Below are 25,384 nucleotides of genomic sequence, written 5' to 3' on the forward strand. Positions count from 1 at the left end.
ATATTTTTGTAGTGGAGAATTTGTATCTTTCATCATTCAATTAATTTATGAATATCGGCCGTCACACAATGATTCATCTATACTTACTGAGGTGGATGGCCAAACATTTTCTCTGCCATACGTTGTGACTGCTTGCCATAAAACCAGTACGTCAGCAGATACAGCGGAATCGCCATCATCAAAAACATGATCAGCACAATGCTCATAAACTGTGGTTGCTGTAGATACAGCAGAAAGTCCTGCCAGGCACTTGGATTGGAACGGGTGGCGATTACAATACCGAGCAAGAGAAATAATAAATTATAACCCCAATAAATCAGGCTAAAACCGAGCGTGAATTTTTTACGTTCTGCCTGGGTCGGCGCACGTTTTTGCTGTTTTAGAAATTTAAAAAGCACCCAAATCATGGCCACCAGATAGGGAACAATCGTCAAGATTGCGCCCATACCCATCGGTAATAGGGCTGCCACCACACCACAAATACAGGTAAAAATAAAACAGATAAAGAAAAACCAGGTAAAATAACGACTTAGTGGCAACATGTGCATGGCTCGGTGATCTTCAACAGGTGAGTATAAAAAAATTTAAATTTTTTTTCATTTTATTGTCAACCATCCACTAGAGGGTGACGTTATATAGAGTACAAGGGGCAAAAATTTGGACTGGCATCCACGAATTTTTGCTGACCTTTAGAGCTAAAGCAATAAGTCTTAGTGTACAGGAAAATTTTGAATAGCAGCCAAAATCTTCCTGTAACACAAATTTGACCGACGATTTCATCATCACTCGAATCGTCGGTTTTTATTTTTTAAAATCCCTATTTTTAACATCTGAGGGCTTGCAGAGCCTTTAATATCTGATGATCCGGATACAACCGTCCATTAATATCCATACTGATCAAAATAAATTCAGCTTAAGCATCACCAACAATTCGCTGAAATATCGTTTTACAAGTAGATTTTTACCTGTGCTTTTTCCTATAGTAGCAAGGCAGATATCTTGGGGTTCATTACATGGCAGTTCATTTTCTTCACACTTCCGATTGGCATCTGGGACAATTTTTCCATAACCATGACCGTGAATTTGAACATGCGCAGTTTTTGACTTGGCTACTTGAGCAAATCAAAGTAAAGCAGCCGCATGCCCTGCTGATTGCCGGTGATATTTTTGATGTGATCAATCCTGCGTCCAGTGCGCAAAGACAGCTGTACCAGTTTCTGGCCGATGCCCACGACCTGGCGCCACATATGCAGACCCTGATGATTGCAGGCAATCATGATTCCGGTTACCGGATTGAGCAGGTTGAACCCTTGCTGGCCAAATTCAATGCCAAAGCAGTGGGAATTGTAGGCCGCACTGCAGAAAATACCCTGAACCTGGATCGTCTGCTTATTCCTATTTATGATCAGGATAAAAATATCATCGCCTGGTGTCTGACCCTGCCCTATTTACGCAGTGCCGAAATTACCGGATTGAATGAATATACCAGCAATAACCAGAACGCGATCAGTTATCTGCATCAACAACTGATTGCCGAAGCCAGAGCCCGCAAACAGCCACATCAGGCACTGATTTTAATGTCACATGCGCACATGCAAGGTGGTGAGACCTCGGACTCTGAACGTCCGATTATTGTCGGCAATGAAGAAGCCCTGTCGACGGCACTGTTTGATGACGTGATTGATTATGTCGCGCTGGGGCATTTGCATAAACCACAAAAGGTCGGTCAGCCGCATATTCGCTATAGTGGCTCCCCGATTCCGCTATCATTTAGTGAAATCCATTACCAGCATCAGGTGGTTGAAGTCCGGATTGATCCCGAACAAAACCCGGAAAACCGCTTTCAGTACGATGCCTTAAGCATTCCGCGTACTGTCGAGCTGTTCCGCATTCGTGAAAAGCTGGAAAATTTAATCACTACAATTCAGGCCTTGCCTGCCGGAGAAATCGGGCAGCTTTCTGCACGGCATTTTCTGGAAGTGGAATACACCACTGATGCGCCGCCTCCGGTAGATCTGCGTCAGCAAATAGAACAGGCCCTACCTGCTAACCGTTACCGACTGCTACGCATCAGCCGGATTTACCAGCAACAGGTCGACCTTAGTTCAAGCCAGTCTAAAATTGATCTGGCACCCCCTACCCCGGAATCGCTATTTTTCAATATCTGGAAAAAAATGGGCTATGAGCAGGATCATTCGGTACAACGGGATTTTCAGGAATTACTGAATGAAGCCCAACATGAACTTGCACAAAAACAACAAGCCTAGGATCGGCCATGAAAATTTTACGTCTAAGTCTTAATAATCTGGCCTCCCTCACCGGCACCCATCATATTGATTTTGAATCGAGTCCTTTGGCTCATGCCGGGCTGATTGCCATCACCGGAAAAACTGGTGCCGGGAAATCCACCCTGCTCGATGCCATGTGCCTGGCGCTATATAATGAAATTCCCCGCCTAAAAGGTGCCACAGGCAGCCTGAAAGATACTGGCGGTCAGGATGTGTCCATCAAGGATTCCAAGAATATTCTGCGCCGTGGCTGCGTGCATGGTTTTGCCGAACTGGAATTTATTGCACTCGACAGCAAACGCTATATGGCACGCTGGGAAATTAAACGGGCACGCCAGAAAGTCGATGGCAATCTAAAAGTAGACCGCTACGTCAAATGTCTGGATGATGACACGACACTGACGCAAAAAATATCGGAAGTCACCCCCCTCATTGAAAAACTGGTGGGCTTAAGTTTTGAGCAGTTTACCCGCGCAGTTTTATTGCCACAGTCAGAAGTCGGTGCCTTTCTTAAAGCCAAAGACAATGAGCGTGCAGATTTGCTGGAATATCTGACTAATTCACAGATTTTCAGTCTGGTCAGTCAGAAAGCCGCAGAGAAATTCAGCGAAGTCAAAAACAAGCGCAACGATCTGGAAAAGCTGATCGGGCATATTGAAATTTTGTCTGAAGAAGACATCAGCGCTTTACAACAGCAGCAGAACTCTTTGTCTTTGCAACTTCAGAATTTGCAGCAATCTGAAAAACTGCTGGAAAATGAGAAACAATGGCATCTGGACCGACATAAACTTTATGCAGAAGTCCATGCCAAAAAAGAAGTCTACGAAGTACAGCAGGATGCAGTAAATAAGTCTGCAGGACAGCAACAGCTACTGGAGCAGCTGGATGAATTCCAGTCGATCCGGGATCAGTTTGTGAGTCGTACCCGTCTAGCCCCTCAAAAAGAGCAGATTCAGCACCAGCACACCCAATTTACACTGGAATTTGAAACGCTCAAACAGAGCTTTGTAGCAGAAGAAGCCAAATTTACAGCCTTACAACAAAAGCAGCAACAGTTTCAGCAACACTTGGCAGGCCTGAAACCGCATCTGGAAGCAGGTTTAAGACTGGATCATGCAATTGATACGGTATCAGAGCAGTACAAAAAACTGCATGCAGAACAAAGCCAGTTTCAAATCCTTCGTCTACAGCCTTTAGAAGAACAACTTCGACAGCAACAGCAGACTTTGAATCAGCTACAAGCTCGGCAAGAAAAGGTTGCACAACAATTGGCTGAATCTGGCTTTTTAAATGTGTTCGATCTGGAACCGCAAAGTACCTTGCAACGTATACAAGACTTTATGCGTCAGTATCAGCAACTGCAGCAACAGAATCCGGACAGCCTGAAGCAGCCTTTGCCTGAACTGGAAAAAACCGTTACAGCACTTTCAGAAAATCTGAACCAGTGGATACAACAGCATCATAGTCTGGAACGGCTGGAAGAGCAGCTCAAAACCATTCAGGAAGTGCGTCAGCAACGCCAAACCGAACAGCGTCAGCTCGACCTGCTGCAACAGCAGGTGCAACAAATCGTTCAACAATCACAAGAATTTGAACAACTGCAATCTGCTGTAAATAGCCAACAGCAACAACTAAAAATCCAGCAAGAGGCCGAACAGGCACTGTATCAGCAGATTCAGACTGAACAACAGGCATATGAACACCTGGAACAAATACTTGCCCAGCAACGTTTATTGCATGCGCAAAGTGTGCAGGATCTTCGTGCCCAGTTAAAACCGGATGAGCCATGCATGGTCTGTGGGAGTATGGCCCATCCTTTTGTCGATGCCGCCCATGAACGTCTGGAACAGAGCCTGAGCCAGTTACAGGAGCAACAGTTACGGCAGGCAAAACAGCAGCTCGATCAGCAACTGCAATCTCAGCAGCAGCAACGCATTGAAATATCCAAAGCACAAACAGTAATTGAGCAACAGCAACAGCGTTGCCAGGTCCTACAAAACCAGATTCAACAATCCTCTGCTGACTGTAAATCTCAACTACTCAAACTGGAAGTGGTTACCGAGCAGCACAATGATCTTCCTACATTCATCCAGTTACTGGCAAATCACACTCAAAGTCTGGTCCAGCAGCTAGAACTGTCACAACAGCAGGAACAACAGCTCCAGCAACCATTACAACAATGGCGTCAACAACAACAGCAATTGCACCAATTACAACTGGCTCTACAGCAACGTCAGCAACTCGACCAGCTGATACATCCAGTTTTAAGCGTACTGCCCGAGCAGTACCAGTCGCAGCCACCTATGCTCTGCTTACCTCAGTTGCAACGACAATTAGAGCAGCGCATGCAGCAGTTGGCAGTACAAAAGCAGCTGGAATCTGACCTGCATCAACAGCAGCAGATATTGGAAAAGAGCCAGTATCAACTACAATTGGAACAGCAAAATTTTGCTCAATTAAGCCAGTCTGTAGAGCAGTTAATTCAGCAAGGCAAAGACCTGCGTCAACAACTGGCTGAACTGACCAAAGAGCATGCAGGACAAGTCTACCGTATCGCTGCAGAATGGCGCGATGCACTAGATCTACAAGCCAAGACCTTAGAGCAGGCTTTAGAACAACAGCGTCAATGCACGGCGCAGGCCGAAAAACAGTGGCATCAAACCCACTTGAAATTACAAGAATTTATCAGCCAACTTCAGCAGATCGATCGGCAATTGGCTCAATATCAGCAAGATATTCAGGCATGGCAAGCAACACATCCGCAAGTGACGGCAGCTCAAATTGAACAATGGCTCAGTATTGATCTGAGCACCCATCAACGCATTCGTCAGAATCTGGCCAACCAGAAACAGGCACTCGAAAATGCCAGGACAGCCTGGCAATTACTGGAAGAACAATATCAGGCCCATTTAAAACTACAGCCAGAACATGAATTTGAAGAAATTGAACAAAAGCTTGGCATGCTGCATCAGGAAAAAAGAATGCAGCAGGAAGTGCTCAATGAAACTGATGCCAAACTGCGTATGAATGCCAATAATCAAAACACCTATGCCAAATATCAGCAGCAAATTGAGCAGATCAAAGCAGAAGAATACCGTTGGGGACGTATTTACGATCTGATCGGACATAAGGAAGGCACCAAATTCCAGAAAATTGCCCAGGAACATCATCTGGATATTCTGGTGGAATATGCAAATCAGCAGTTACAACCGTTGGCACCCCGCTATCAGTTACACCGTATTCCGGATAGCCTGAGTCTGGCGATTATTGATCTGGACATGAATAGTGAAGTCCGCCCTGTGCTGTCCCTATCGGGGGGTGAAACCTTCCTGGTTTCATTGGCTTTGGCTTTGGCAATTGCCAATATGGCCTCCGGCTCCATGAAACTGGAATCACTGTTTATTGATGAAGGGTTCGGGACGCTCGATCCGGCATCCTTACATATGGTCATGAATGCGCTGGATCATTTGCAAAGCCAGGGCCGTAAAGTCGTCTTGATCTCACATATACAGGAAATGCATGAACGGATTCCGGTACAAATTCAGGTCAAGCCTGTCGGTGCAGGCGCCAGTACCATTCAGATTATAGGTTAACGATCATGGATACTGCCCCGAATACGCTCTCGCCCTATTTCAGCCTACAGCTTGAGAGCCTACGGGGGATCAGTGCCATTGTGGTGCTGTTCAGTCACTGCTTTCAGGCATTTATTGCGCCTTTCGATACCAGCATTTATTCATGGATACGTCTGCTTGGGCAGGCTGCAGTCATGATTTTCTTTGCCTTAAGTGGCTATCTGATTGGCTATTCGATTCAGCACAACATTCATCAGCATGGTCAGTTCAATCTGCACCGTTATGCTCGACAGCGTTGCCACAGAATTTTGCCGCCCTTCCTGTTTGCCATGGGGTTGACGCTGGTTCTTTATCTACTCGCTCCACTGTTATTTGCCAGCCACACGCATGCTTTTCAACACAGTTTTGGCATGATGATCCGGACTGACTATAGTGTAGACATGATGGAATTTGTTGGTTCGCTGCTATTTTTAAATGGCTTTGTGACGCCAACGGTTTCAGCCAATGCTGCGCTCTGGAGCCTGAGCTATGAAGTGTGGTTTTATGTGCTGGCCGGATTCCTACCTTTTTTAAAAAATTCGGAAATAGCCAAAATCGGATTTTTTATGGTTCTGGCTATACTATCATTACTGAACATCCAGTTTTTTATTTATTTTCTGGTCTGGCTTAGTGCCTTTGCCTGTTCATTTCGATATATCCAGATACGTTTTTTAAACCGCTTACAATCGGTCAAATTAGCCCTATTCGGCTTAGCATTTCTAATCGCCTGTTTTGATGCTTACCAGTTTCAGGTGATTGATGAGGCCCAGCAATACCGTGCTGTGAATTTTGTCCCTTTTAATTTCTGTCTGGGTCTGGCATTTAGTTGCTGGCTGGTACAACTCCAACATCACCGCAGTCACTATCATCCGGTTTGGGTTCAGTCTGCAGACTTTTCCTATACCTTGTATGTCACCCATTTCCCCTTACTATTATTTATTTTGGGATGTATTCCGGCAACTTTGGCCTATGGTCTGGGCGGAGCAATTTTAGCCTTGCTTGCGAGCATGTGCAGCTTAATAGTTTTTGCCTGGCTGATGGCTAAATGGCTCGAACCAGCCAGAAAAAAAGCGTTATCCAATACCCTGCGATAACGCTTTGCTGCAAAAAACTGACATTAGTAGTTTATACATCTTTTTTAGGCCGTGCACCAAATAAGGCTGTGCCAACACGAACCATGGTAGAACCCGCAGTAATCGCTTCGGTCATATCCCCAGACATGCCCATACTTAAAGTATCCCAGTCTTCAGGATGAGCATGTTGTGTTTTTACTACATCAAATAAAGCTTTGGCATCAGCAAAAGCTTGAGGATTATTCGGTGCTGGAATCACCATCAAACCACGTAAACGTACATTCGGCAGTTGGCTGATTTGTGCCACCAGATCTGCAACTTCTGCCGGCTGACAACCATCTTTCGTATCCTGACCATCAATATTTACCTGAATACAGATATTCAGTGCGGACTGATTATCTCCACGCTGATTTGATAAACGCTCGGCAATAATAAGGCGATCGACTCCATGTACCCAGGCAAAATTTTCTGCCAGATGCTTGGTCTTGTTACGCTGCACATGTCCAATAAAATGCCACTCAATCTCTAGGTTTTTCAGTTCGGTGATTTTTTCCAGTGCTTCCTGCAAATAATTTTCACCAAAGGCCCGCTGGCCTGTCTGATACATCTCTGCCAGCACACTACTCGGCTGGGTTTTGGACACGGCCAATAGTTGTACCGAATCCGGCTCACGCCCGGCCTGAGTGCATGCGGCCTGGATCTGAGCTAAAACCTGATTTCGTGACTGTTGCAGCATATTCATTGATGGGGTTCTCATTTCGTCCGGATTTTTTTCCCTTGCTCGTGAACTAAGTGTTGGTTAAGCTGTGGGAAAGCCTTATTATTCTAGCAAAATAAATAACATTTTAATGAACTCGGGGACCTTATGGATATTACAGAACTGTTAGCCTTTTCTGCTAAAAATGGTGCGTCGGATTTACACTTATCAGCAGGTTTACCGCCAATGATCCGTGTAGACGGGGAAGTCCGTCGCATCAACCTGCCTGCACTGGAACATAAAGAAGTACACAAACTGGTGTACGACATTATGAACGACAAGCAACGCCGCGATTATGAAGAAAATCTGGAAACTGACTTTTCCTTTGAAGTTCCCGGCGTGGCCCGTTTCCGTGTCAACGCATTTAACCAGAACCGTGGTGCAGGTGCAGTCTTCCGTACCATTCCATCTAAAGTCTTGACCATTGAAGACCTTGGCATGGGCCAAATCTTTAAAGATCTTTGCGAATACCCACGTGGTCTGGTCCTCGTCACAGGGCCCACCGGTTCAGGTAAATCGACCACGCTTGCAGCGATGCTAGACTATATCAATGACAACCGCTATGACCATATTTTAACAGTTGAAGATCCAATTGAATTTGTACACCAATCCAAAAAATGCCTGATCAACCAGCGTGAAGTACATCGTGATACTCATGGATTTAATGAAGCATTACGTTCTGCGTTACGTGAAGACCCGGATATTATTCTGGTCGGTGAGATGCGTGACCTTGAAACGATTCGTCTGGCATTAACTGCAGCAGAAACCGGTCACCTAGTGTTCGGGACCCTGCATACCACCTCAGCGGCAAAAACTATTGACCGTGTGATCGATGTATTCCCGGCCGAAGAAAAAGACATGGTTCGTGCCATGTTGTCTGAATCGCTGCAAGCGGTAATTTCACAAACCCTGCTCAAGAAAAATGGTGGCGGTCGTGTAGCTGCACATGAAATCATGATTGGTATTCCGGCGATCCGTAACCTGATCCGTGAAAACAAAGTGGCTCAAATGTATTCTGCGATCCAGACCGGTGCCAATTATGGTATGACTACCATGGATCAAAGCCTGAAAACACTCGTGTCTAAAGGTATTATCAGCCCGCAAGTCGCCCGTACTGCAGCAAAACAGCCTGAATCATTCTTATAAAAAAATTCATTTTATTGGGGTTTTATCATGGACTTTAACGGCTTACTCAACTACATGGTAGAGAAAAAGGCCTCGGATCTGTTCATCACAGCCGATGTCGAACCCTCTATCAAAATTAACGGTCAAATTCTACCCATTGGTTCGGTGAAATTGCCGGGGCCGGCTGTGGGGCAACTGCTGAACTCGATTATGAGCGAAAAGCAGCGTAAGGAATTTGCCGAAACACGTGAATGTAACTTCGCGATCAGCAATCCGGACAAGTCCGCACGTTTCCGTGTCAGTGCTTTCCAGCAGCGTGATGAACCGGGGATGGTGCTGCGCCGGATTGAAACTGTTATTCCCACGATGGATGAACTCAAGTTACCGCCAATTCTGAAAGAACTGGCAATGACCAAACGTGGCATCATTATTTTTGTCGGGGCAACCGGTACCGGTAAATCAACCTCGCTGGCATCTTTGGTCGGTTATCGCAATGAAAATTCCAAAGGTCATATCATTACCATTGAAGATCCGATCGAGTTTGTGCATCAGCATAAAGGCTGTATTATTACTCAGCGCGAAGTCGGTATTGATACGGATTCATTTGAAATTGCTCTGAAAAATACCTTGCGTCAGGCACCAGACGTGATTCTGATTGGTGAGATTCGTTCCCGCGAGACCATGGACTATGCCATTGCCTTTGCTGAAACCGGCCATCTGGTATTTGCCACGCTACACGCCAACAATGCCAACCAGGCGATTGACCGGATTATTCACTTCTTTGAAGCAGACCGGCATAACCAGCTGTTTATGGATCTGTCTTTGAATATGAAAGCCATTGTGGCGCAGCAACTGATCCCAACCATCGATGGCAATGGCCGCCGTGCTGCGATTGAGATTCTGATTAACTCACCACTGATTGCCGACCTGATCCGTAAAGGTGATGTGCATGAGATCAAGGACCTGATGAAGCGTTCCCGTGAACTGGGCATGCAGACTTTCGATCAGGCGCTGTATGATCTGTATAAAGCAAAACAGATCAGCTATAAAGATGCGCTGAAACATGCGGACTCGCCTAACGACCTGCGTCTGCAAATCAAGCTCTCAGAAGAAGGTGGCAGCCACTTATTACGTGCGCATTCCAATATTACTTTTGATGGTCAGAGCTAATGATCGTAAAGGCATAAAAAAACAGGCTTCCCATGAAGCCTGTTTTTTGTTTGAACCAGCGCTCAAATTATTTTTTACGGAAAACTTCCTGACAGGCAGGCGCATCGCAGTAGCCATACAGATTCAGTGAGTGACCAGTTAATTCAAATCCAAATTTCTCAGCAACGTCATGCTGCTCTTTTTCAATCGTATCATTAATAAATTCAACAACTTTGCTGCAATTTAAACATACCAGGTGATCGTGGTGATCTTCCTGCATAATTTCAAAAACTGAATGATTATTTTCAAAATTATGGCGTTCGATGATACCCGCGGCTTCAAACTGCGTTAACACACGATACACAGTTGCTAAACCTACATCTTCACCCTGATCGAGTAAAGTCTTGTAAATATCTTCCGCACTTAAATGATGTTGTCTTGAATTTTCTAGTAATTCTAATATTTTAATTCGTGGAAGGGTAACTTTCAGTCCAGCTTTTCGTAAATCTTGGTTTGAAATAGTCATGTAAAAAGGTCTCTCAACAAAATCAAAGTTGGAATATGCAACAAAGTTTAGATGCAGTATGATCTATCCTTGGATCAAATGCATCATAATTAATTTGGGATAGTTTAGCAAAATGCAAAAAATCATGCTGACGTTATTCGTCACTTCATTGCTCGTCGGCTGTTCGACATTAGGTGTTTATAAAGTAGATATTCCACAAGGAACTCCCTTAACCAAGGCACAAGCCGCTAAAATTCAGGTGGGAATGAGTCATCAACAGGTGCGTTTCTTACTGGGCAGTCCAACAGTAAGTGATCCCCTGAATCCTTTACGTTGGGACTACATCTATAACTATACCCCAGGGACCTATGCGAAAAAAGCCAAGATCCCGGCGGCCCAAGGCCAGCATTTGAAAATCTACTTTAACCAGTCTGGGATCGTGGAACGCATTGAAGGTCTGGAAACGATTCCGGAATCTCAACCCGGTTTACCAGGATCAAAAGAAGCAATTTTAAATGCTCCGCCACTATAACCGGTTCCTTATAAAAAAGCCCCTGAATCATCAGGGGCTTTTTTGATTAAGTTGATTGATTGAGCAGATCATGGAGTACACTGTTCTTTACAACAGCTTTTCACTCGGAAGACGGTTTCAGCTTTCTTAAAAGATTACCTCTGGCATAACGTCCTACCGGATTTCTCTCGGCACGTTTACGCCGGATATCTTTGGGATTAATGGTCAGTGGCCGGTATATTTCTACCCGATCCCCTGCTACCAGTGGTTGCTGATGAGCCTGCAAACGCACGCCAAAGATGCCCAAAGATAACGGTTCAGGCAAGTCGACCTGCTCACGGATTCCACTTTGCTCAATCGCATCCAGTGCCGTCATGCCGGGCTGAAATGGCACAGCCAGATGAAACTGCTGTTGCGGCGTCGCATACGCCACCCAGATCATCGCCTCACTCATTAGACGAATTGTCCTAGAACAGCGGCTATTGCCAGAATAATCCCAACTGGCAACACTACACGTACTGCAATACGCCAAATGTTATAAAACGCTTCAGAGCTGAAATTCATCGATTTGCGCAAATGACTGATCTTCATAATCCAGCCGGCAAACAGTGCATAAATCAGACAAATCACCAGCCCCCAGACGAGTAAGACCACATTGAAAATTGGGCTTAGATTTGGAATAACCCAGATCAGCGTGACTACAGCGACAATTGCCCATTGCACTACAGGATGAAGCTGACGTTGCTGTAGCTGTTCACGTGCCATTTGCAGCATTAATGCAGCAGCCGCCACTATGGCGGTGACCAAAGTAAATGCAGGAATTTGCGCTTGTACTGCGAAGAAGGCAAATGCAATAACAGCAACTAACTGCGCAACCCAGATCGGCAATACCGTTTTGCTGGCGATATCCTGTTGTCGCACAGTGTTCAGGCTAGATTGCCAGTACAAGCCCATGCCCAGACCACTTGCAACCAGTGCCAATACCGTTGCATTTCCCCATTCAGAAAACTCAACTGGCGTAACTTGCCATGCAGGTAGCGCAGTTCCCATTACATTTGCCAAGATCAAAGATGCCAGTACCCCAATCGTGGTGATTACTAACAGAATTTGACGCGGTAACAATGAAAGAGCCAGCGCCACGATTGCCAATCCGATCAACAAGAGATTTGGTGCAAGATCAAGGGTAGCTACTGCCAGAACATTACTGGCATTGTTTAGCATTGCACCTGCCAAAAACGGAATAAAAATCACACTTAACCAGCCGACAATACGCCATTTCTGTGACGCATCAGCTTCACGGGTCAGCGACGACAGCGCCTGTAATGGCGTCGTTTTGGAGCGCTTGGCCAAAGCAATTTCCAAGTAGCAGACTGGAAGCGCCAGAATCAGCATGGTGGCTAACCAGAGCATCCAGAAATCCAGCTGACGTTCAATCTGTATACCGGTTATCGGTGCGAGTGTCGCGATGATAATAAACGATAGACAGAAAGCCATCAGCGGCGATAACCATTTTGACATAGCATTGTCCTGCATGATGCATTCCTATAAAAATCTAGCGCTATTTTGCCTTGTGAAGCAGTGAAAATCAAAAACAAAAAGCAAACCACCATGAGGATGATTTGCTGCGCCAAATTTATAATTAAATTTTAATTCTTTTTATTTGCTGAAATTTTTTATTATGAGAAAAACCGGGCGAACCAGTTTTTACCTTTTTTCTGTTCTTTTTCTTTAATGATACCCATCATATTTTCTTTGACTGCACCCACATAATCGGCATCATCATGCTGAATATGGTTAATCAGCCATTTCGATAATACTTCATGCAGTTCATTTTCAATTGACTGTCCCAGTTCAAAACGGTCACGATAAGATTCGATTTTCTTAATAAACAGATCATGCACACGTTTATGCGGCACCCGGTATTTATACCCGGCTTCTTCCTGAAGAGATTCTTCAAAGGTAAAATGTGACTGGGTATAATCAATAATATTGTCAAGAATCTGTTTAATACGGGCACGTTCGGTATTTGCATCGATTCCATCAATTTCGTTGATATAATCGAGAATTCGTTTGTGCTGATCGTCAATCACATCGATACCAGTATTATAATCTGGGACCCATTTCATTTTCATACGACCACCTAGAAATATTAAGGACTTATAACGTGAAAATGAGCATATAGCTTATTGATTCAAATAAAAATGAAGCAAATTAGTCGGCTTTCAGCCCAAAGCCGGTATTTTCATTTTAAGTTTCTGTTATATATAGTTAAAAATAATTTATCTTGAGTAAAAAGCTAAGATATTAATTAACCAAAAATGAGTGTTAAACCATTATTTATTCTTAAATTTTTCTCTATTTTTTAATATAAAAACGGAGTTTAAACTCCGTCTTGATGCAATTTTTAATATTGGTCAGCGCGCGTGATGCGTTTTAGGGAAGGATCCAGCCGTTCACGTTCCAAACGTTCGACATGCGTCACTTGAGAACGCACTTTCGCCCCATGTTGAAACAGGATCATTTCACCGGGCTGAAAGGCTGTCCATTCTTCATTCTGGGTCAAAGGTTCAGTAGTAATGACTGCCACACGGTCTTCACGTGTGGTGACCTGACTAAAGTCTACTTCGACATCAATATCGATGAGCTGCGCCGGTCTAAACGGGTATTCACGTACCAGCCAGTGGAGTTTGGTAATCGCATAGCTAAATAGCGCCTGACCATTCGACAGGCAGAAATTAAAGGTACCATGTTCCGCGATTCCAGGTGAAATTTCGGCCAGCAGATCAAAAACCTGATCCAGTTTTGGTTCATGATAGCCAAAACGTTTCACTAACTGGTCCAGCAGATAGCAAAAAGCCCGCTCGCTATCCGTATTCCCTACTGGAGTGAAACGTCCACTTAGTGCGGGGAAATAATCATGCAAATCACCATTATGAGCAAAAATCCATTGCCGGCCCCAGAGTTCGCGGCTAAAAGGATGGGAATTTTCCAGATTGATTTTACCTTGCGTGGCTTTGCGGATATGCGCAATCACATTGCGGGATTTAATCGGATAATTACGTACCAGTTCAGCAATCGGAGATTCAACCGCCGACTGGTTATCAACAAACAGACGGCAGGCTTTATCTTCAAAGAAAGCTATCCCGAAACCATCGGCATGATCAGAGGTAATGCCTGCCCGCTGGGAAAACCCGCGAAAAGAAAAAGTAATATCTGTTGGCGTAGCACAATTCATTCCGAGCAGTTGGCACATGGTCTGATTTCAGCTCTTTATTTCACTTAGAAGCTTATTGTGCATGACTGTCCCTGCCATTTCAAATAGCTGGCTATAAGAAATCCAAATAAAAAAGAGCCTGCATAGAGACTCTTTTTCACAAAAAATCGATTATGAACGATGCGGATTTACACGGTTGGTAATAAGGGTACCAACACCATGATCAGTGAAAATTTCCAGCAAACTTGCATGCGGTACACGGCCATCGACGATATGTGCGCTCACCACCCCACCTTTTACGGCATCTAGGGCACAACCCACTTTCGGAATCATGCCGCCATAAATCACGCCGGTTTCAATCAGACGATCAACTTCCTGAGTGGTCAAGCCCGTCAGCAGATTTTTATTTTCATCCAGAACACCCGTGATATTGGTCAGCAGAATCAGTTTTTCTGCACCCAAAGCTTCAGCGACTTTACCAGCGACCAGATCGGCATTGATGTTATAAGTATTGCCTGCTTCGTCCACACCCAGCGGAGCAATGACAGGAATAAAATCACTACTGGTAAACATTTCCAGAACATCGGTCTTTACACCAACAACTTCACCGACCAGACCCAGATCAATTTGCTGAACCGAACCATCTTCAGCCACTTTTTCCATCAGCAGTTTTTGTGCACGGATCAGGTTACCATCTTTACCGGTAAGACCAATGGCGCGGCCACCATGCTGGTTGATCAGGTTCACGATAGATTTGTTGACGCTACCGCCAAGTACCATCTCGACCACTTCCATGGTCGCCGGATCTGTCACACGCATTCCGTCGATACGGTCAGATTCACGGCCCAGCTGTTTCAGCATGGAATCGACTTGCGGACCACCACCATGCACCACGATCGGATTAATACCGACTGTTTTCAATAATACGATATCACGTGCAAATGAACTTTCCAGCTCAGGATCGGTCATCGCATTACCGCCGTATTTTACCACCAGGGTTTTACCCGCAAAGCGTTGAATATACGGCAAAGCTTCTGTCAAAATCTGTGCTTTGTCGATGCCTGTTTGTTGATTTGGCATTCGCCTCTCCTTATTGAGCATCTAAAATGTCTTGAGCGATCTCTGGATAACGGTCACGCAACATGGCTACAAACAGATGACGAATCTCATTCAGAGCTTGGGCATTATTGGCATCAAAGCGCACCGTGAAATACTCACCTGTATTGGATGCTCGAATGATGCCAAAACCATCCTCAAAATCAAGACGTATGCCATCAATTTTACTGATTTGCGCATTAATTCTTTCAGATTGCTGCTCAACGAAGTTTAAAAGTTCAACAGGAGGCACGTGATGTGTGGAAATATAAAGATCTTCAGTACCATGACGTTTTGGATAAGCTGCCAAGGCCTGTGCCAGAGTTTGTCCCGTTTGGTCTAGATACTCCATGACTCTGAGCGCTGCATAGAGTCCATCATCATAGCCCCAGCCACGACCATCATTAAATACATAATGCCCGGCATATTCACCACCAAAAATCGCCTGCTGCTGAGATTGCGCCAGATAAGTCCGCAAGAAGGAACTACCTGTACGGATCATCACCGCTTCGCCACCCAGACATTGCACCGTATCTCGAACCAGAGTCGAACATTTCACATCATAAACAAATTGGTGTGACACCGAATCATTCAGGCAGATTTCAGCAAACAGGCATAACAATTGATCAGCTGTAATAATCTGACCCTGCTCATCGATCAGAACCAGGCGATCGCCATCACCATCCAGGGCAATACCGAGGTCAGCCTGCTGTTGCATGACAGTTTGGCGTAAGGTCTCAAGATGTTTGTCTTGTGAAGGATCCGGTGCATGATCGGGAAAATGACCATTAGCATTACAACGCAATGCTGTAACTTCGCATCCCAGCTTATTGAGTACCAGATGGGCACAACGCCCAGCTGAGCCGTGCAAGCCATCCAGTACCACTTTAAACGGTCGCTTTAATTGAATATCTTCTAATATTCCCTGCTGATACTGGAGACAAAACTCTGGAATAATCAGATGTGGCTGTTCCGGCAATGTCAGCAACTGCTGACTACAGTGAGGTTCTGCCAGCTGCGCCACCTGCTGAATCAGATCAGGACAGGGCGGCTCACTACAGATTATCCATTTAATTCCATTATCTTCTTTAGGATTATGACTGGCAGTGACCATAATGCCATTGCCATCGAACTGACGTGCAGTGAAATACAGCATTGGGCTGGAGCAACAGCCGATAATAGTAGCCTCAAGTGAATAATCTTTAAAAATACGCGCGATAATGTCTGCAAAAGCTGGACTGCTGAGCCGTGCATCATAACCAATGGCGACACGCACCTGTCCCGCAGCCCGATATTGCTGTGCCAAACCGTGGGCAATTGCATCAATAATTCCCGCACCCAACACACTGGCTTTACCGCGTATGTCATAAGCACGAAAAATATGTAAAGGGAGAGGATGTTTCAGGGATCCCATAAACTATTCTTTTCACAATTGGTTAGTATCAGGAGATATAAAATGATGGTTTCATCATAATGACTTTAAACATTTGTTTTTGTTTTAAGACTAGCCATTTTTAAACGATTTCAATGTAACAATCAATTATAAAAATATAATCAACAACTTTAGAAGTATAGGATTCTTGTAATCAAATAGCGATTATTTACTTATATTTATTTTAAATTTTGTCTTATTCAACCTCTAATCTATATATAAATTTAAATAAATCTATCTGACCATAAAATAGACCTGTATGTTTAAATGCATATTAATCAGTCCATTCATTAATATTTTCTCAACAACATAAAAATGACTTACATCATATTTAAAGAATGTAAGTCATTTAAGTCACTATTAAAACTTAGTTTTTACCAGTATGACCAAAACCGCCAGCACCACGTTCGGTTGCTTCAAATTCATTCACCAGGTCAAATTCAGCTTGTACTACCGGCACCAGCACGTACTGTGCCAAACGCTCACCCGGCTCTAAGCTAAAGGCAGTCTGGCTACGGTTCCAAACCGACACCATCAACTCACCCTGATAATCAGAATCAATTAAACCCACCAGGTTACCCAGCACAATCCCGTGTTTATGGCCCAAACCCGAACGAGGCAAAATCAAGCCAGCAAATGCAGGATCTTCAATATAGATGGCTAGACCAGTTTTTACCAAAATCGTTTGGCCTGGTTCAATGATCGTAGTTTCTGCAACACACGCACGTAAATCCAGCCCTGCTGAACCCGTCGTAGCATAAGTGGGTAATGGCCATTCCTGACCGAGACGCGAGTCAAGGACTTTCACCTGAACTTTCATTTATTCATTCCTGTTGTTTCATTTAAAATAAGTGACAGCGCTGCACCTTATCGTTTGATGAGGTTGCGCAAATTATCCAGATAATGCTGTGCCTGTAATTTTGGATCGATGTTGCCAGCCAGCTTTTTCTTGCGACCTAACCATTCCAGCTCATCTTCCGGCAATTCATCCAGGAAACGGCTTGGGGTCATCTGCTTCATCTGCCCGCCTGCCTTGCGCTGTTCTGCCAGAGTAATGGTCAGTCCCTGACGTGCACGGGTAATCCCCACATACATCAGACGGCGTTCCTCTTCGACCGTTTCAGCAGCAATCGAGTTTTTATGTGGCAGAATTTCTTCTTCCAGCCCGATTAAATAGACATAAGGAAATTCTAGACCTTTGGACGCATGCAAGGTCAGCAGGTTGACCTTATCGGTGTCCTCTTCTTCCTGTTGCTGCTCGAGCATATCCAGCAGCACCATTTTACGAATCACACTTTCAATATTTTTTTCATCAACATCTTCAGCGCGGTTAATCAGGCTCTGAATGCTACTGTAGAGCACCTCGATATTGTCGAGCTTGGTTTTTTCCTGTGCCGGCGTAGCTGCAGTTTCCTTGATGTAATCGATATAACCGGCTTCAATCATCATCTGGCGGATGATCGGTACCGGTTCATCATCATCCAGTAAATTGCGGGTAAAGCCCTCAATAAAATCGGCAAATTCGGCCAATTGAGTCGTGGCCTTTTTCGGAATCGCCATGGTCAGACGCTGATCCGCTGCTGCAGCCAGCAAGGACAGGTTGTTTTCCTGAGCAAATAATCCAAGTTTTTCCAGCGTTACCGGACCAATCGCCCGTTTTGGGGTATTGATAATTCGCAGGAATGCGCTGTCGTCTTCAGGGTTAATGATGAGGCGCAAATAACTCATCATGTCCTTGATTTCGGCACGTGCGAAGAAGGACTGTCCGCCAGATAATTTATACGGAATCTGCATCTGACGTAGATGGGTTTCCAAAATACGCGCCTGGAAATTACCGCGGTACAACACCGCATAATCTTTCCAGCTTTTACCGTTCATCAATTTATGCGTGATCAGGTCTTTGACCACGCGTTCTGCTTCGTCATCATCATTGCGGCAGGTAATCACACGGATCACTTCGCCATGGCCTTTGTCCGACCAGAGCTTTTTATCAAAAATATGCGGATTATTGCCAATCACGGTGTTGGCAGCTTTGAGAATACGACTGGTCGAACGATAGTTCTGTTCCAGCTTGATCACTTTCAGATTAGGAAAATCCTGCTGCAACAAAGCCATATTTTCCGGTTTAGCCCCACGCCAGGCATAAATCGACTGGTCATCATCACCTACGGCAGTGAACTGTCCCATCACGCCAACCAGTAATTTCACCAGAATATACTGTGCTGTGTTGGTATCCTGATATTCATCCACCAGCAGATAACGTACGCGGTTTTGCCATTTGTCACGGACTTCGGCATTTTCCTGTAGCAGGCGCGTTGGCATCACAATCAGGTCATCAAAATCTACTGCATTATAAGCACGCAAATTGCGCTCATAGAGCTGATATAGATGCGCAAACTGGACATCTTCGGCCGTTTCACAGGTGGTGTGCGCCTGCTCGGGTGGAATGAGATCATTTTTCCAGTCCGAGATCATTTTCATGGCTTTGGCAATCAGTTCTTTGCTTTCCGCACCGGACAAATTATCACGCTGCATCAAATCCATCAGAATGCGCTTGCAGTCATCTGCATCCAGAATCGAGAAATTATTTTTAAGTGGGGTATGTTTCAACTCCAGGCGCAGCATATTCAGGCCAAAGGTATGAAAGGTCGAAACTGAAACGCCTTTACTTTCTTCACGCGTCAACAATTTGCTGACCCGTTCTTTCATCTCACGCGCTGCCTTGTTGGTAAAGGTCATCGCAGTAATACGATGTGCGGGAATCCCACAATGCTTGACTAAATACGCGATTTTTCGCGTGATCACTGAAGTCTTGCCTGAACCCGCTCCTGCAAGTACTAACAAGGGTCCTTGAGTGTATTTCATGGCTTCAAGTTGCTTGTCATTTAACTGACTGGCGAGTGACATACGGCTTCCTCTTCTAGATTCGGCTCCGATTATAGTCATCTCTGTAGCACTTTGCCTAATGCAAATTACGTTTTTAATGGTCAAGGTTCTGGCACAAAAAAACCACCCGAAGGTGGTTTTTTAATTCGCCGTTCAATCCATAAAGAATTATTGGATTGCGTAAATGCTTAGCTCAACACGACGGTTTTGCTCACGGCCTTGTGGAGTCGCATTAGATGCGATTGGATCCGCTGAACCAAGTCCTTGCGCATTAATGCGTGTAGGTGAAATGCCCTGAGCAATCAGGTAGTTTGCAACAGCTTGTGCGCGTGCCTGAGACAACGGGATATTGATTGAGTCATTACCAGTGCTGTCTGTATAGCCAGTCACCAGGATACCGCTCTTGGTGTCTTCAGTCAGCGTTTGTGCAACCTTGTTTAAAGTTGAGTAGAAATTCGGTTTGATATTCGATTTATTGGTATCAAACGTAATATTACCTGGCATGATCAGGCCAACAGAGCCGTCTGGATTACGGTTAACTTCTACACCAGTACCCGCCATTTGCTGACGTAATTTTTTCTCTTTGTTATCTAGATAAACACCCGTTGCACCACCCAAGACTGCACCAATAGCAGCAGCACGGTTGTTTTGACGGCTAGTATTCGCATTGCCTTTAGAAATACCGTATCCTGCTGCTGCACCAATCAAGGTACCTAAAGCAGTTTTGTCATACTCAACACCACCCAGGTTATTCCCTGTTGATTGACAACCTGTAAGCGCTACTGCCCCTGCTACAGCTGCTGAAATTACTAGTGCACGCATTGCATGCCTCCTTTTGTATGCTTTGTTGTATAAGCGAGATAATGGATGAAATAGAATGGGATCACCATTGAATTTTTGTTAATAATAAATCGTTTAGTAATATTTTGTAATGTTTATATGTAACTATTTCAAGGTACTTCATCACAATATCTTCATAGTTTCCTATTCAGACTTTTTTATTTGCTCAACTGTCTCTATATTACTCAAAATATGAAAAAATTTAAGCGATTAATCTCGGGGGACTGATCTGATATGTCATCGAATAGCAACAAGCAACCGACGTTAAAAAAACTGGCACGTGGCCTGACGGTCACTTCAGTCATGACCGGCAGTACTTTTTTTCATGGTCCCCCGGTGCTGGCTTTGGGCTTAACTAAACTTTTTAAAAAATCCGCAAAAGTAGATGAAACCAATATCAAAATTACTAATAGCTGGTTAGGGGTCAACAACTGGCTGATTGATCATGTCCTGAAAAATACGCAATGGCAAATTAGCGTAGATGAATCACTGGATTTGAATATGCAGGGCCGCTATTTGATGACCTGTAATCATCAAAGCTGGGTGGATACGACCGTTAATCAATACTTTGGCGTATCCCGTATGCCCCTGACGCGTTTCTTTACCAAATGGGAACTTATTTTTATTCCTTTTGTTGGTCAGGCCTTTAAAATTTTGGGCTTCCCGATGATGAAACGACATAGCAAGGAACAGATTGCCAAAAATCCTGCGCTGAAATCCCGGGATATGGAAGAGGCACGTAAATCTTGTGAACAGCTGATCAGTCAGCCATTTACCTTGTTAAATTATCTGGAAGGCACCCGCTTTACCCAGGAAAAGCATGATCAGCAGCAATCTCCTTATACCTATTTACTGAAGCCTAAGGCCGGTGGTCTGGCATTGGCACTCAGTATTCTTGGCGATAAAATTGATGCGCTGGTCGATATGACCATTGTTTATCCTGACGGCATTCCAGGTTATGGTGAATTCTGGTTAGGTGAAGTGCCACGTATTGCGGTAAATTTAAGAAAAATTGATATTCCTGACTGGGTGCTCGGTGGCAATTATGAAGATGATGCTGAATACCGTGCACGTTTCCAGAAATGGATAGATCAGATCTGGACTGAAAAAGATCAGCTCATCGCACAAATGCAGCAGAACTTTGCCCAAGCCCCGATCGGATCTGTAACTGAGTAATTATGAACAACGACAACCCGGACATTACCTCCAGCTCATTTAAATTTGTTCGTAAAGGAACTTGGGGCTGGAAAATTGCACTGATTTACGACATTTTCATGATGGTTTTAATTATCATCAACCTGTTCTGTCTCAGTGCCAATGCCATTTTAATGAGCGATTTTGGTCACTGGTTGTTTGACTTCATTCGTTTACCTGAAATATTACAGTTTTATAAAACTGAATTACGTCCTTGGGTCATCATTACCGAGGGCTGGTTTACCACTTTTTTGATCTGTGAATTACTGGCACGCTGGGTCATTGCGATTGTCCTGCGTCATCACCGACGCTGGTGGTTCTTCCCTTTTGTGCACTGGTATGAAATTTTAGCCATTCTCCCGCAGTTGCGTTTTCTGCGTCTGCTGCGTGCAGTGGCGATTGGCTATAACCTGCATAGCCATGGTTATAAAGTGATTCCCGCTCGCTGGTACCGCCAAGGCAATTTTTATTACAACATGCTGATGGAAGAGCTTTCCAGCCGGGTGGTCCTGACCGTACTGGACGGTATCAAGCGTGAACTGACCACAAGCACATCACATAAACAGTTGATTGATGATTTGGTGGAACATCACCGTAAATTACTGGCCATTGCTTTGGCAGATATCTTGCAGGAATCTTTAGGCAAGGAACTACAGGCTCAACGTTCCATGATCGCTAAAAATGTTGGACAAGTGGTTAATCAGGCGATTGAAGATACTCCAGAACTTACTCAGCTGCTACGTCTGATTCCAATTGTGGGCAGCCGGATTGAACAGCAAATTCAAAGTATTGGTCAACGCCTAGGCGAAAATATTACTCAGGGCCTGATTGAGCCGTTTACCCATACAGGTACAAAAGAAAATCCGACTTTTACCCTAATTTCAGATAAAATCAGCCAGATACAGATTGAACATAATCCACATATTGATAAATTGGTTGAATCGGCTGTTTTTGAAACACTTGAAGCAATCCGAAAACAGGTAAAAGTCAAACAGTGGCAACAGATTCTAGAAGAACATGAGCAAAATCAGAGCTCAATAGATAAGTAAATTTTAAAGTACAGAATCGGATCAATCCGTCCGGTTCTGTTCGCATAAAAAAATAACTGAGATCGCTAGAGAATTACTGCAATTTGTTCTAGGATTTGCACTATTTACAACATTGCTTCGACACAAAACCAGCACGTCAGAAGTATTTAAGGAAGAATTATGGCTGATATACGGATAAAAGGCAGAATGGTCAATGCGATACGCATTAGCCTAGATACCAATGATCATGATGCAATCCGCCAGCAACTTAGCCCAAAATTACAAGCAGCATTTCCACCCGGCACTTTGGCAGTCATTGAAAGTTCAGTTGAACAGGAACTCATTGCATTAATCCAGCTGTTAATCAGTCTGGATGTACAGCCTATGGCCGTAACTGAAGGCTTACTTGGCGATCAGGCGCGTGCCATTCAGTTCCCGGTACTGCCACCTGACCGCCAGCTAGAAGAAATTAAAGCCACCAAAGAGCAGGTCGTGGAAGTTAAGCCAGAACCTGCTGCAGAGGATAATGAGCAAACATCTGCGCCTCCAATCGTTGCCCACATCACCTCATACCATGATGAAATTCTGCGTACCGGTCAATGTATTGTGCAACATAATGGCGACATTATTCTCAATGCCGGTCTTAACAGCGGTTCAGAAATCATTGCATCGGGTAACATCCATGTCTATGGCAGTGCCCGCGGTCGCCTGATTGCGGGTGCTGGCGGTAATACTGCAGCACGCATTTTCTGCCATAACCTCGAAGCAGAACTAATCTCGATTGCAGGAACCTATTGTGTGGCGGATGACATTCCACCTCATGTGGTTAAAAAATCAGTGCATATTTACTTGAATGATCAACTAGAGCTTGTATTTGAAGCTCTACAATTTTAATGTATAAATAAACACCAAAAACCCCATTTTAAACAGGGGATTTGAACCATAACAGGAGTGGATTCGGTGGCGAAAATTGTTGTCGTAACGTCAGGCAAAGGTGGTGTAGGTAAAACTACAACAAGTGCATCTTTTGCAACAGGTTTAGCCCTACGTGGTCACAAAACTGTTGTTATTGATTTTGATGTAGGTTTACGTAACCTTGATTTGATTATGGGCTGTGAACGCCGTGTAGTTTATGATTTTGTGAATGTTTTAAATAACGAAGCACGATTACAACAAGCACTGATTCGCGATAAAGATATTGAAAACTTATATATTTTACCTGCTTCCCAAACACGTGATAAAGATGCCTTAACCGATGAAGGTGTGGCACGCGTAATGGATGAGCTTTCGCAGGAATTTGACTATATTATTTGTGATTCACCTGCCGGTATCGAGCGTGGTGCTATTTTGGCCATGTACCATGCTGACGAAGCGATCATTGTGACCAACCCTGAAATTTCTTCAGTACGTGACTCTGACCGTATCATTGGCATGCTCGATAGCAAAACAAAAAAAGTAGAACAAAACGAAGGTCGCATTCGTAAGCACCTGTGTATTACCCGTTTCAATCCGGAACGTGCCGATAAACAGGAAATGTTGACCATTGATGATATTTCTAAGGATATTTTACGTGTACCAACCTTAGGCGTTATTCCTGAGTGTCCAAGCGTTTTACAGGCATCGAATGAAGGTAAGCCAGTGATTAATTTCACTGAAGCTGCAGCTGGTCAGGCCTATGATGACCTGGTTGCGCGCTTCCTTGGAGAAGAGCGTCCTTACCGTCATATCGAGGTGAAACCTAAGGGCTGGTTAGCACGACTATTTGGAGCGTAGACATGGCAGGATTCTGGAGTAAACTTTTTAGTGGCGAGGATAAACCATCAAGTGCACGGACTGCTAAAGACCGTTTGAAGGTCATCGTTGCATCCGAACAAGGCTTGGGTCGTCGTTTGAGCCAAGACAAAATTGACCAGATGAAGACTGAAATCATGCAGGTGGTCAATCGTTATGTCCGCGGTGTCGATGAGCAGCATATTCAAATGTCGGTACGTTCGGAAGCCAATATTGAAATGCTTGAAATGAATATCAATTTACCTGAAGAACGATAATCTGATTTTTGATTGGTCAAGCAAATTGATTCAAGGCAAAATATGAGCCTGAACAAAGCACTGCTTTGTTCAGGCTCAAGACGAGAAGCTTTGCTGCGAGTAAGCTAGATATACCAAGTATTATTTTACCCGGCCGCAAGGCGAGAAACTTGCTTCGAGTAGGCTGGTCATAAAGCTCTGCTTTACCCAGTCGCAAGACGAGTAACGAGACTTCGCCTAGACAACGTCGTTTTAAAGACATTGTCACTTGCGTACTCATATTTTGCCTTTTTTCATGCCGAAAAAACTACATTAGATCAAGGAAATTGCGATGGCATTATCTCAACCAGCAACTTTTAACGAAGAATGGTCAGATGAGCGTGTATTTGCCTACCTGAACCAGCTTCCTCCTGCAGGTGTTAATGCGGATTTTCATGTGCTGTATCATGCTTTCAAACATATGCGTCCATTCGATTATGAACGCCTGTTGACGAAATTTGTTGCTGATGGCCGCAATGTCAATGCAACCAATCCGGAAGGCCAACGCATTCATGACGTGATTGCCACCTACCCACGTCAAAGTGCCGAGTTTCTGGATGTCTTGGCAAAGTTTGCCTGAGTCAAAAATACATAAAAAAGCCTGCTTTCA

General features: G+C 44.4%; 24 protein-coding genes. 12 read left to right on the top strand and 12 right to left on the bottom strand.

Annotated elements, in window-relative coordinates; all coding sequences use genetic code 11:
- Positions 1 to 83: 83 nt before the first annotated feature.
- Entirely contained in the window at positions 84 to 542 is a 459-nt protein-coding gene (locus VXQ11_RS11710; RefSeq protein ID WP_416706103.1) for an ABZJ_00895 family protein, read from the bottom strand.
- Positions 543 to 1,013: 471 nt separating this feature from the next.
- Here VXQ11_RS11710 and VXQ11_RS11715 point away from each other — a divergent pair, with 471 nt between their 5' ends.
- Genes VXQ11_RS11715 through VXQ11_RS11725 form a run of 3 tightly spaced genes read left to right on the top strand, consistent with a single transcriptional unit; the run spans position 1,014 to position 6,993 of the window.
- Positions 1,014 to 2,267 (top strand): exonuclease SbcCD subunit D, encoded by a 1,254-nt coding sequence (locus tag VXQ11_RS11715; protein WP_416706104.1) that lies wholly within the window; start codon positions 1,014 to 1,016, stop codon positions 2,265 to 2,267.
- A gap of 8 nt (positions 2,268 to 2,275) precedes the next feature.
- Entirely contained in the window at positions 2,276 to 5,881 is a 3,606-nt protein-coding gene (locus VXQ11_RS11720; protein ID WP_416706105.1) for an AAA family ATPase, read from the top strand.
- A gap of 5 nt (positions 5,882 to 5,886) precedes the next feature.
- Positions 5,887 to 6,993 carry an acyltransferase family protein gene (locus tag VXQ11_RS11725; protein WP_416706106.1) on the top strand — a complete coding sequence of 369 codons (1,107 nt, stop codon included), beginning with the start codon at positions 5,887 to 5,889 and terminating at the stop codon, positions 6,991 to 6,993.
- Positions 6,994 to 7,024: 31 nt separating this feature from the next.
- On the opposite strand, the gene VXQ11_RS11730 is transcribed toward VXQ11_RS11725, so the two are convergent.
- Positions 7,025 to 7,714 carry a YggS family pyridoxal phosphate-dependent enzyme gene (locus tag VXQ11_RS11730; RefSeq protein WP_144724293.1) on the bottom strand — a complete coding sequence of 230 codons (690 nt, stop codon included), beginning with the start codon at positions 7,712 to 7,714 and terminating at the stop codon, positions 7,025 to 7,027.
- A gap of 123 nt (positions 7,715 to 7,837) precedes the next feature.
- On the opposite strand from VXQ11_RS11730, the gene VXQ11_RS11735 reads away from it, so the two are divergent.
- Together VXQ11_RS11735 and VXQ11_RS11740 are read left to right on the top strand one after the other, a co-directional pair.
- Positions 7,838 to 8,875 carry a type IV pilus twitching motility protein PilT gene (locus tag VXQ11_RS11735; protein ID WP_064095783.1) on the top strand — a complete coding sequence of 346 codons (1,038 nt, stop codon included), beginning with the start codon at positions 7,838 to 7,840 and terminating at the stop codon, positions 8,873 to 8,875.
- Positions 8,876 to 8,902: 27 nt separating this feature from the next.
- A complete protein-coding gene (locus tag VXQ11_RS11740; RefSeq protein WP_064095784.1) occupies positions 8,903 to 10,024 on the top strand; it encodes a PilT/PilU family type 4a pilus ATPase in 1,122 nt (373 codons plus the stop codon).
- Positions 10,025 to 10,091: 67 nt separating this feature from the next.
- Here the strand turns inward: VXQ11_RS11740 and fur are convergent, their stop codons facing one another.
- Positions 10,092 to 10,529 carry a ferric iron uptake transcriptional regulator gene (gene fur, locus VXQ11_RS11745; protein WP_005096051.1) on the bottom strand — a complete coding sequence of 146 codons (438 nt, stop codon included), beginning with the start codon at positions 10,527 to 10,529 and terminating at the stop codon, positions 10,092 to 10,094.
- A 112-nt stretch (positions 10,530 to 10,641) separates the two neighbouring features.
- On the opposite strand from fur, the gene VXQ11_RS11750 reads away from it, so the two are divergent.
- Entirely contained in the window at positions 10,642 to 11,040 is a 399-nt protein-coding gene (locus tag VXQ11_RS11750; RefSeq protein WP_064095785.1) for an outer membrane protein assembly factor BamE, read from the top strand.
- 100 nt (positions 11,041 to 11,140) lie between these two features.
- Here VXQ11_RS11750 and VXQ11_RS11755 read toward each other — a convergent pair whose 3' ends face one another.
- From VXQ11_RS11755 to VXQ11_RS11795, 9 genes are all read right to left on the bottom strand, one after another.
- Complete coding sequence (locus VXQ11_RS11755) at positions 11,141 to 11,473, bottom strand: RnfH family protein (protein WP_416681234.1); 333 nt, start codon at positions 11,471 to 11,473, stop codon at positions 11,141 to 11,143.
- Positions 11,473 to 12,552: a hypothetical protein gene (locus VXQ11_RS11760; protein WP_416706107.1), complete on the bottom strand. Its 1,080-nt coding sequence runs from the start codon at positions 12,550 to 12,552 to the stop codon at positions 11,473 to 11,475. The genes VXQ11_RS11755 and VXQ11_RS11760 overlap by 1 nt, the downstream gene beginning before the upstream one ends.
- A gap of 143 nt (positions 12,553 to 12,695) precedes the next feature.
- Positions 12,696 to 13,151 carry a bacteriohemerythrin gene (locus tag VXQ11_RS11765; RefSeq protein ID WP_064095788.1) on the bottom strand — a complete coding sequence of 152 codons (456 nt, stop codon included), beginning with the start codon at positions 13,149 to 13,151 and terminating at the stop codon, positions 12,696 to 12,698.
- Positions 13,152 to 13,423: 272 nt separating this feature from the next.
- On the bottom strand, positions 13,424 to 14,272 hold the full coding sequence (locus VXQ11_RS11770; RefSeq protein ID WP_064095789.1) for a class II glutamine amidotransferase: 849 nt from the start codon (positions 14,270 to 14,272) through the stop codon (positions 13,424 to 13,426).
- A gap of 132 nt (positions 14,273 to 14,404) precedes the next feature.
- A complete protein-coding gene (argB, locus tag VXQ11_RS11775; protein WP_064095790.1) occupies positions 14,405 to 15,313 on the bottom strand; it encodes an acetylglutamate kinase in 909 nt (302 codons plus the stop codon).
- A gap of 10 nt (positions 15,314 to 15,323) precedes the next feature.
- Positions 15,324 to 16,742 carry a phosphomannomutase/phosphoglucomutase gene (locus VXQ11_RS11780; protein WP_416706108.1) on the bottom strand — a complete coding sequence of 473 codons (1,419 nt, stop codon included), beginning with the start codon at positions 16,740 to 16,742 and terminating at the stop codon, positions 15,324 to 15,326.
- 385 nt (positions 16,743 to 17,127) lie between these two features.
- A complete protein-coding gene (gene dut / locus VXQ11_RS11785) occupies positions 17,128 to 17,580 on the bottom strand; it encodes a dUTP diphosphatase (protein ID WP_416681229.1) in 453 nt (150 codons plus the stop codon).
- Positions 17,581 to 17,627: 47 nt separating this feature from the next.
- Positions 17,628 to 19,667 carry a UvrD-helicase domain-containing protein gene (locus VXQ11_RS11790; protein ID WP_004730583.1) on the bottom strand — a complete coding sequence of 680 codons (2,040 nt, stop codon included), beginning with the start codon at positions 19,665 to 19,667 and terminating at the stop codon, positions 17,628 to 17,630.
- A gap of 147 nt (positions 19,668 to 19,814) precedes the next feature.
- Entirely contained in the window at positions 19,815 to 20,468 is a 654-nt protein-coding gene (locus VXQ11_RS11795) for an OmpA family protein (protein ID WP_064095793.1), read from the bottom strand.
- A gap of 252 nt (positions 20,469 to 20,720) precedes the next feature.
- Between VXQ11_RS11795 and VXQ11_RS11800 the strand changes: the two genes are divergently transcribed.
- From VXQ11_RS11800 to VXQ11_RS11825, 6 genes are all read left to right on the top strand, one after another.
- Entirely contained in the window at positions 20,721 to 21,662 is a 942-nt protein-coding gene (locus VXQ11_RS11800; protein ID WP_416706109.1) for an acyltransferase, read from the top strand.
- A 2-nt stretch (positions 21,663 to 21,664) separates the two neighbouring features.
- Positions 21,665 to 22,729: a preprotein translocase subunit SecA gene (locus VXQ11_RS11805; RefSeq protein WP_416706110.1), complete on the top strand. Its 1,065-nt coding sequence runs from the start codon at positions 21,665 to 21,667 to the stop codon at positions 22,727 to 22,729.
- Positions 22,730 to 22,888: 159 nt separating this feature from the next.
- Positions 22,889 to 23,602, top strand: a complete 714-nt coding sequence (gene minC, locus VXQ11_RS11810; protein WP_064095796.1) for a septum site-determining protein MinC — start codon at positions 22,889 to 22,891, stop codon at positions 23,600 to 23,602.
- A 66-nt stretch (positions 23,603 to 23,668) separates the two neighbouring features.
- Complete coding sequence (minD, locus tag VXQ11_RS11815; protein ID WP_064095797.1) at positions 23,669 to 24,481, top strand: septum site-determining protein MinD; 813 nt, start codon at positions 23,669 to 23,671, stop codon at positions 24,479 to 24,481.
- Positions 24,482 to 24,483: 2 nt separating this feature from the next.
- The gene (minE, locus tag VXQ11_RS11820) at positions 24,484 to 24,756 is read left to right on the top strand and encodes a cell division topological specificity factor MinE (RefSeq protein ID WP_005096032.1); all 273 of its coding nucleotides are present in this window, start codon (positions 24,484 to 24,486) and stop codon (positions 24,754 to 24,756) included.
- A gap of 310 nt (positions 24,757 to 25,066) precedes the next feature.
- On the top strand, positions 25,067 to 25,354 hold the full coding sequence (locus VXQ11_RS11825; protein WP_064095798.1) for a PA4642 family protein: 288 nt from the start codon (positions 25,067 to 25,069) through the stop codon (positions 25,352 to 25,354).
- Positions 25,355 to 25,384 lie beyond the last annotated feature (30 nt).

Origin of the sequence: Acinetobacter sp. 197 (assembly GCF_048148385.1) — a bacterium.
Classification (GTDB): Bacteria; Pseudomonadota; Gammaproteobacteria; order Pseudomonadales; family Moraxellaceae; genus Acinetobacter; species Acinetobacter pecorum.

What these genes read in the sequence shown, in the direction of transcription:
- VXQ11_RS11710 (WP_416706103.1), bottom strand. Translation starts at nt 542, where the DNA reads ATGTTGCCACTAAGTCGTTATTTTACCTGGTTTTTCTTTATCTGTTTT.
- VXQ11_RS11715 (WP_416706104.1), top strand. Translation starts at nt 1,014, where the DNA reads ATGGCAGTTCATTTTCTTCACACTTCCGATTGGCATCTGGGACAATTT.
- VXQ11_RS11720 (WP_416706105.1), top strand. Translation starts at nt 2,276, where the DNA reads ATGAAAATTTTACGTCTAAGTCTTAATAATCTGGCCTCCCTCACCGGC.
- VXQ11_RS11725 (WP_416706106.1), top strand. Translation starts at nt 5,887, where the DNA reads ATGGATACTGCCCCGAATACGCTCTCGCCCTATTTCAGCCTACAGCTT.
- VXQ11_RS11730 (WP_144724293.1), bottom strand. Translation starts at nt 7,714, where the DNA reads ATGAATATGCTGCAACAGTCACGAAATCAGGTTTTAGCTCAGATCCAG.
- VXQ11_RS11735 (WP_064095783.1), top strand. Translation starts at nt 7,838, where the DNA reads ATGGATATTACAGAACTGTTAGCCTTTTCTGCTAAAAATGGTGCGTCG.
- VXQ11_RS11740 (WP_064095784.1), top strand. Translation starts at nt 8,903, where the DNA reads ATGGACTTTAACGGCTTACTCAACTACATGGTAGAGAAAAAGGCCTCG.
- fur (WP_005096051.1), bottom strand. Translation starts at nt 10,529, where the DNA reads ATGACTATTTCAAACCAAGATTTACGAAAAGCTGGACTGAAAGTTACC.
- VXQ11_RS11750 (WP_064095785.1), top strand. Translation starts at nt 10,642, where the DNA reads ATGCAAAAAATCATGCTGACGTTATTCGTCACTTCATTGCTCGTCGGC.
- VXQ11_RS11755 (WP_416681234.1), bottom strand. Translation starts at nt 11,473, where the DNA reads ATGAGTGAGGCGATGATCTGGGTGGCGTATGCGACGCCGCAACAGCAG.
- VXQ11_RS11760 (WP_416706107.1), bottom strand. Translation starts at nt 12,552, where the DNA reads ATGCAGGACAATGCTATGTCAAAATGGTTATCGCCGCTGATGGCTTTC.
- VXQ11_RS11765 (WP_064095788.1), bottom strand. Translation starts at nt 13,151, where the DNA reads ATGAAAATGAAATGGGTCCCAGATTATAATACTGGTATCGATGTGATT.
- VXQ11_RS11770 (WP_064095789.1), bottom strand. Translation starts at nt 14,272, where the DNA reads ATGTGCCAACTGCTCGGAATGAATTGTGCTACGCCAACAGATATTACT.
- argB (WP_064095790.1), bottom strand. Translation starts at nt 15,313, where the DNA reads ATGCCAAATCAACAAACAGGCATCGACAAAGCACAGATTTTGACAGAA.
- VXQ11_RS11780 (WP_416706108.1), bottom strand. Translation starts at nt 16,742, where the DNA reads ATGGGATCCCTGAAACATCCTCTCCCTTTACATATTTTTCGTGCTTAT.
- dut (WP_416681229.1), bottom strand. Translation starts at nt 17,580, where the DNA reads ATGAAAGTTCAGGTGAAAGTCCTTGACTCGCGTCTCGGTCAGGAATGG.
- VXQ11_RS11790 (WP_004730583.1), bottom strand. Translation starts at nt 19,667, where the DNA reads ATGTCACTCGCCAGTCAGTTAAATGACAAGCAACTTGAAGCCATGAAA.
- VXQ11_RS11795 (WP_064095793.1), bottom strand. Translation starts at nt 20,468, where the DNA reads ATGCGTGCACTAGTAATTTCAGCAGCTGTAGCAGGGGCAGTAGCGCTT.
- VXQ11_RS11800 (WP_416706109.1), top strand. Translation starts at nt 20,721, where the DNA reads ATGTCATCGAATAGCAACAAGCAACCGACGTTAAAAAAACTGGCACGT.
- VXQ11_RS11805 (WP_416706110.1), top strand. Translation starts at nt 21,665, where the DNA reads ATGAACAACGACAACCCGGACATTACCTCCAGCTCATTTAAATTTGTT.
- minC (WP_064095796.1), top strand. Translation starts at nt 22,889, where the DNA reads ATGGCTGATATACGGATAAAAGGCAGAATGGTCAATGCGATACGCATT.
- minE (WP_005096032.1), top strand. Translation starts at nt 24,484, where the DNA reads ATGGCAGGATTCTGGAGTAAACTTTTTAGTGGCGAGGATAAACCATCA.
- VXQ11_RS11825 (WP_064095798.1), top strand. Translation starts at nt 25,067, where the DNA reads ATGGCATTATCTCAACCAGCAACTTTTAACGAAGAATGGTCAGATGAG.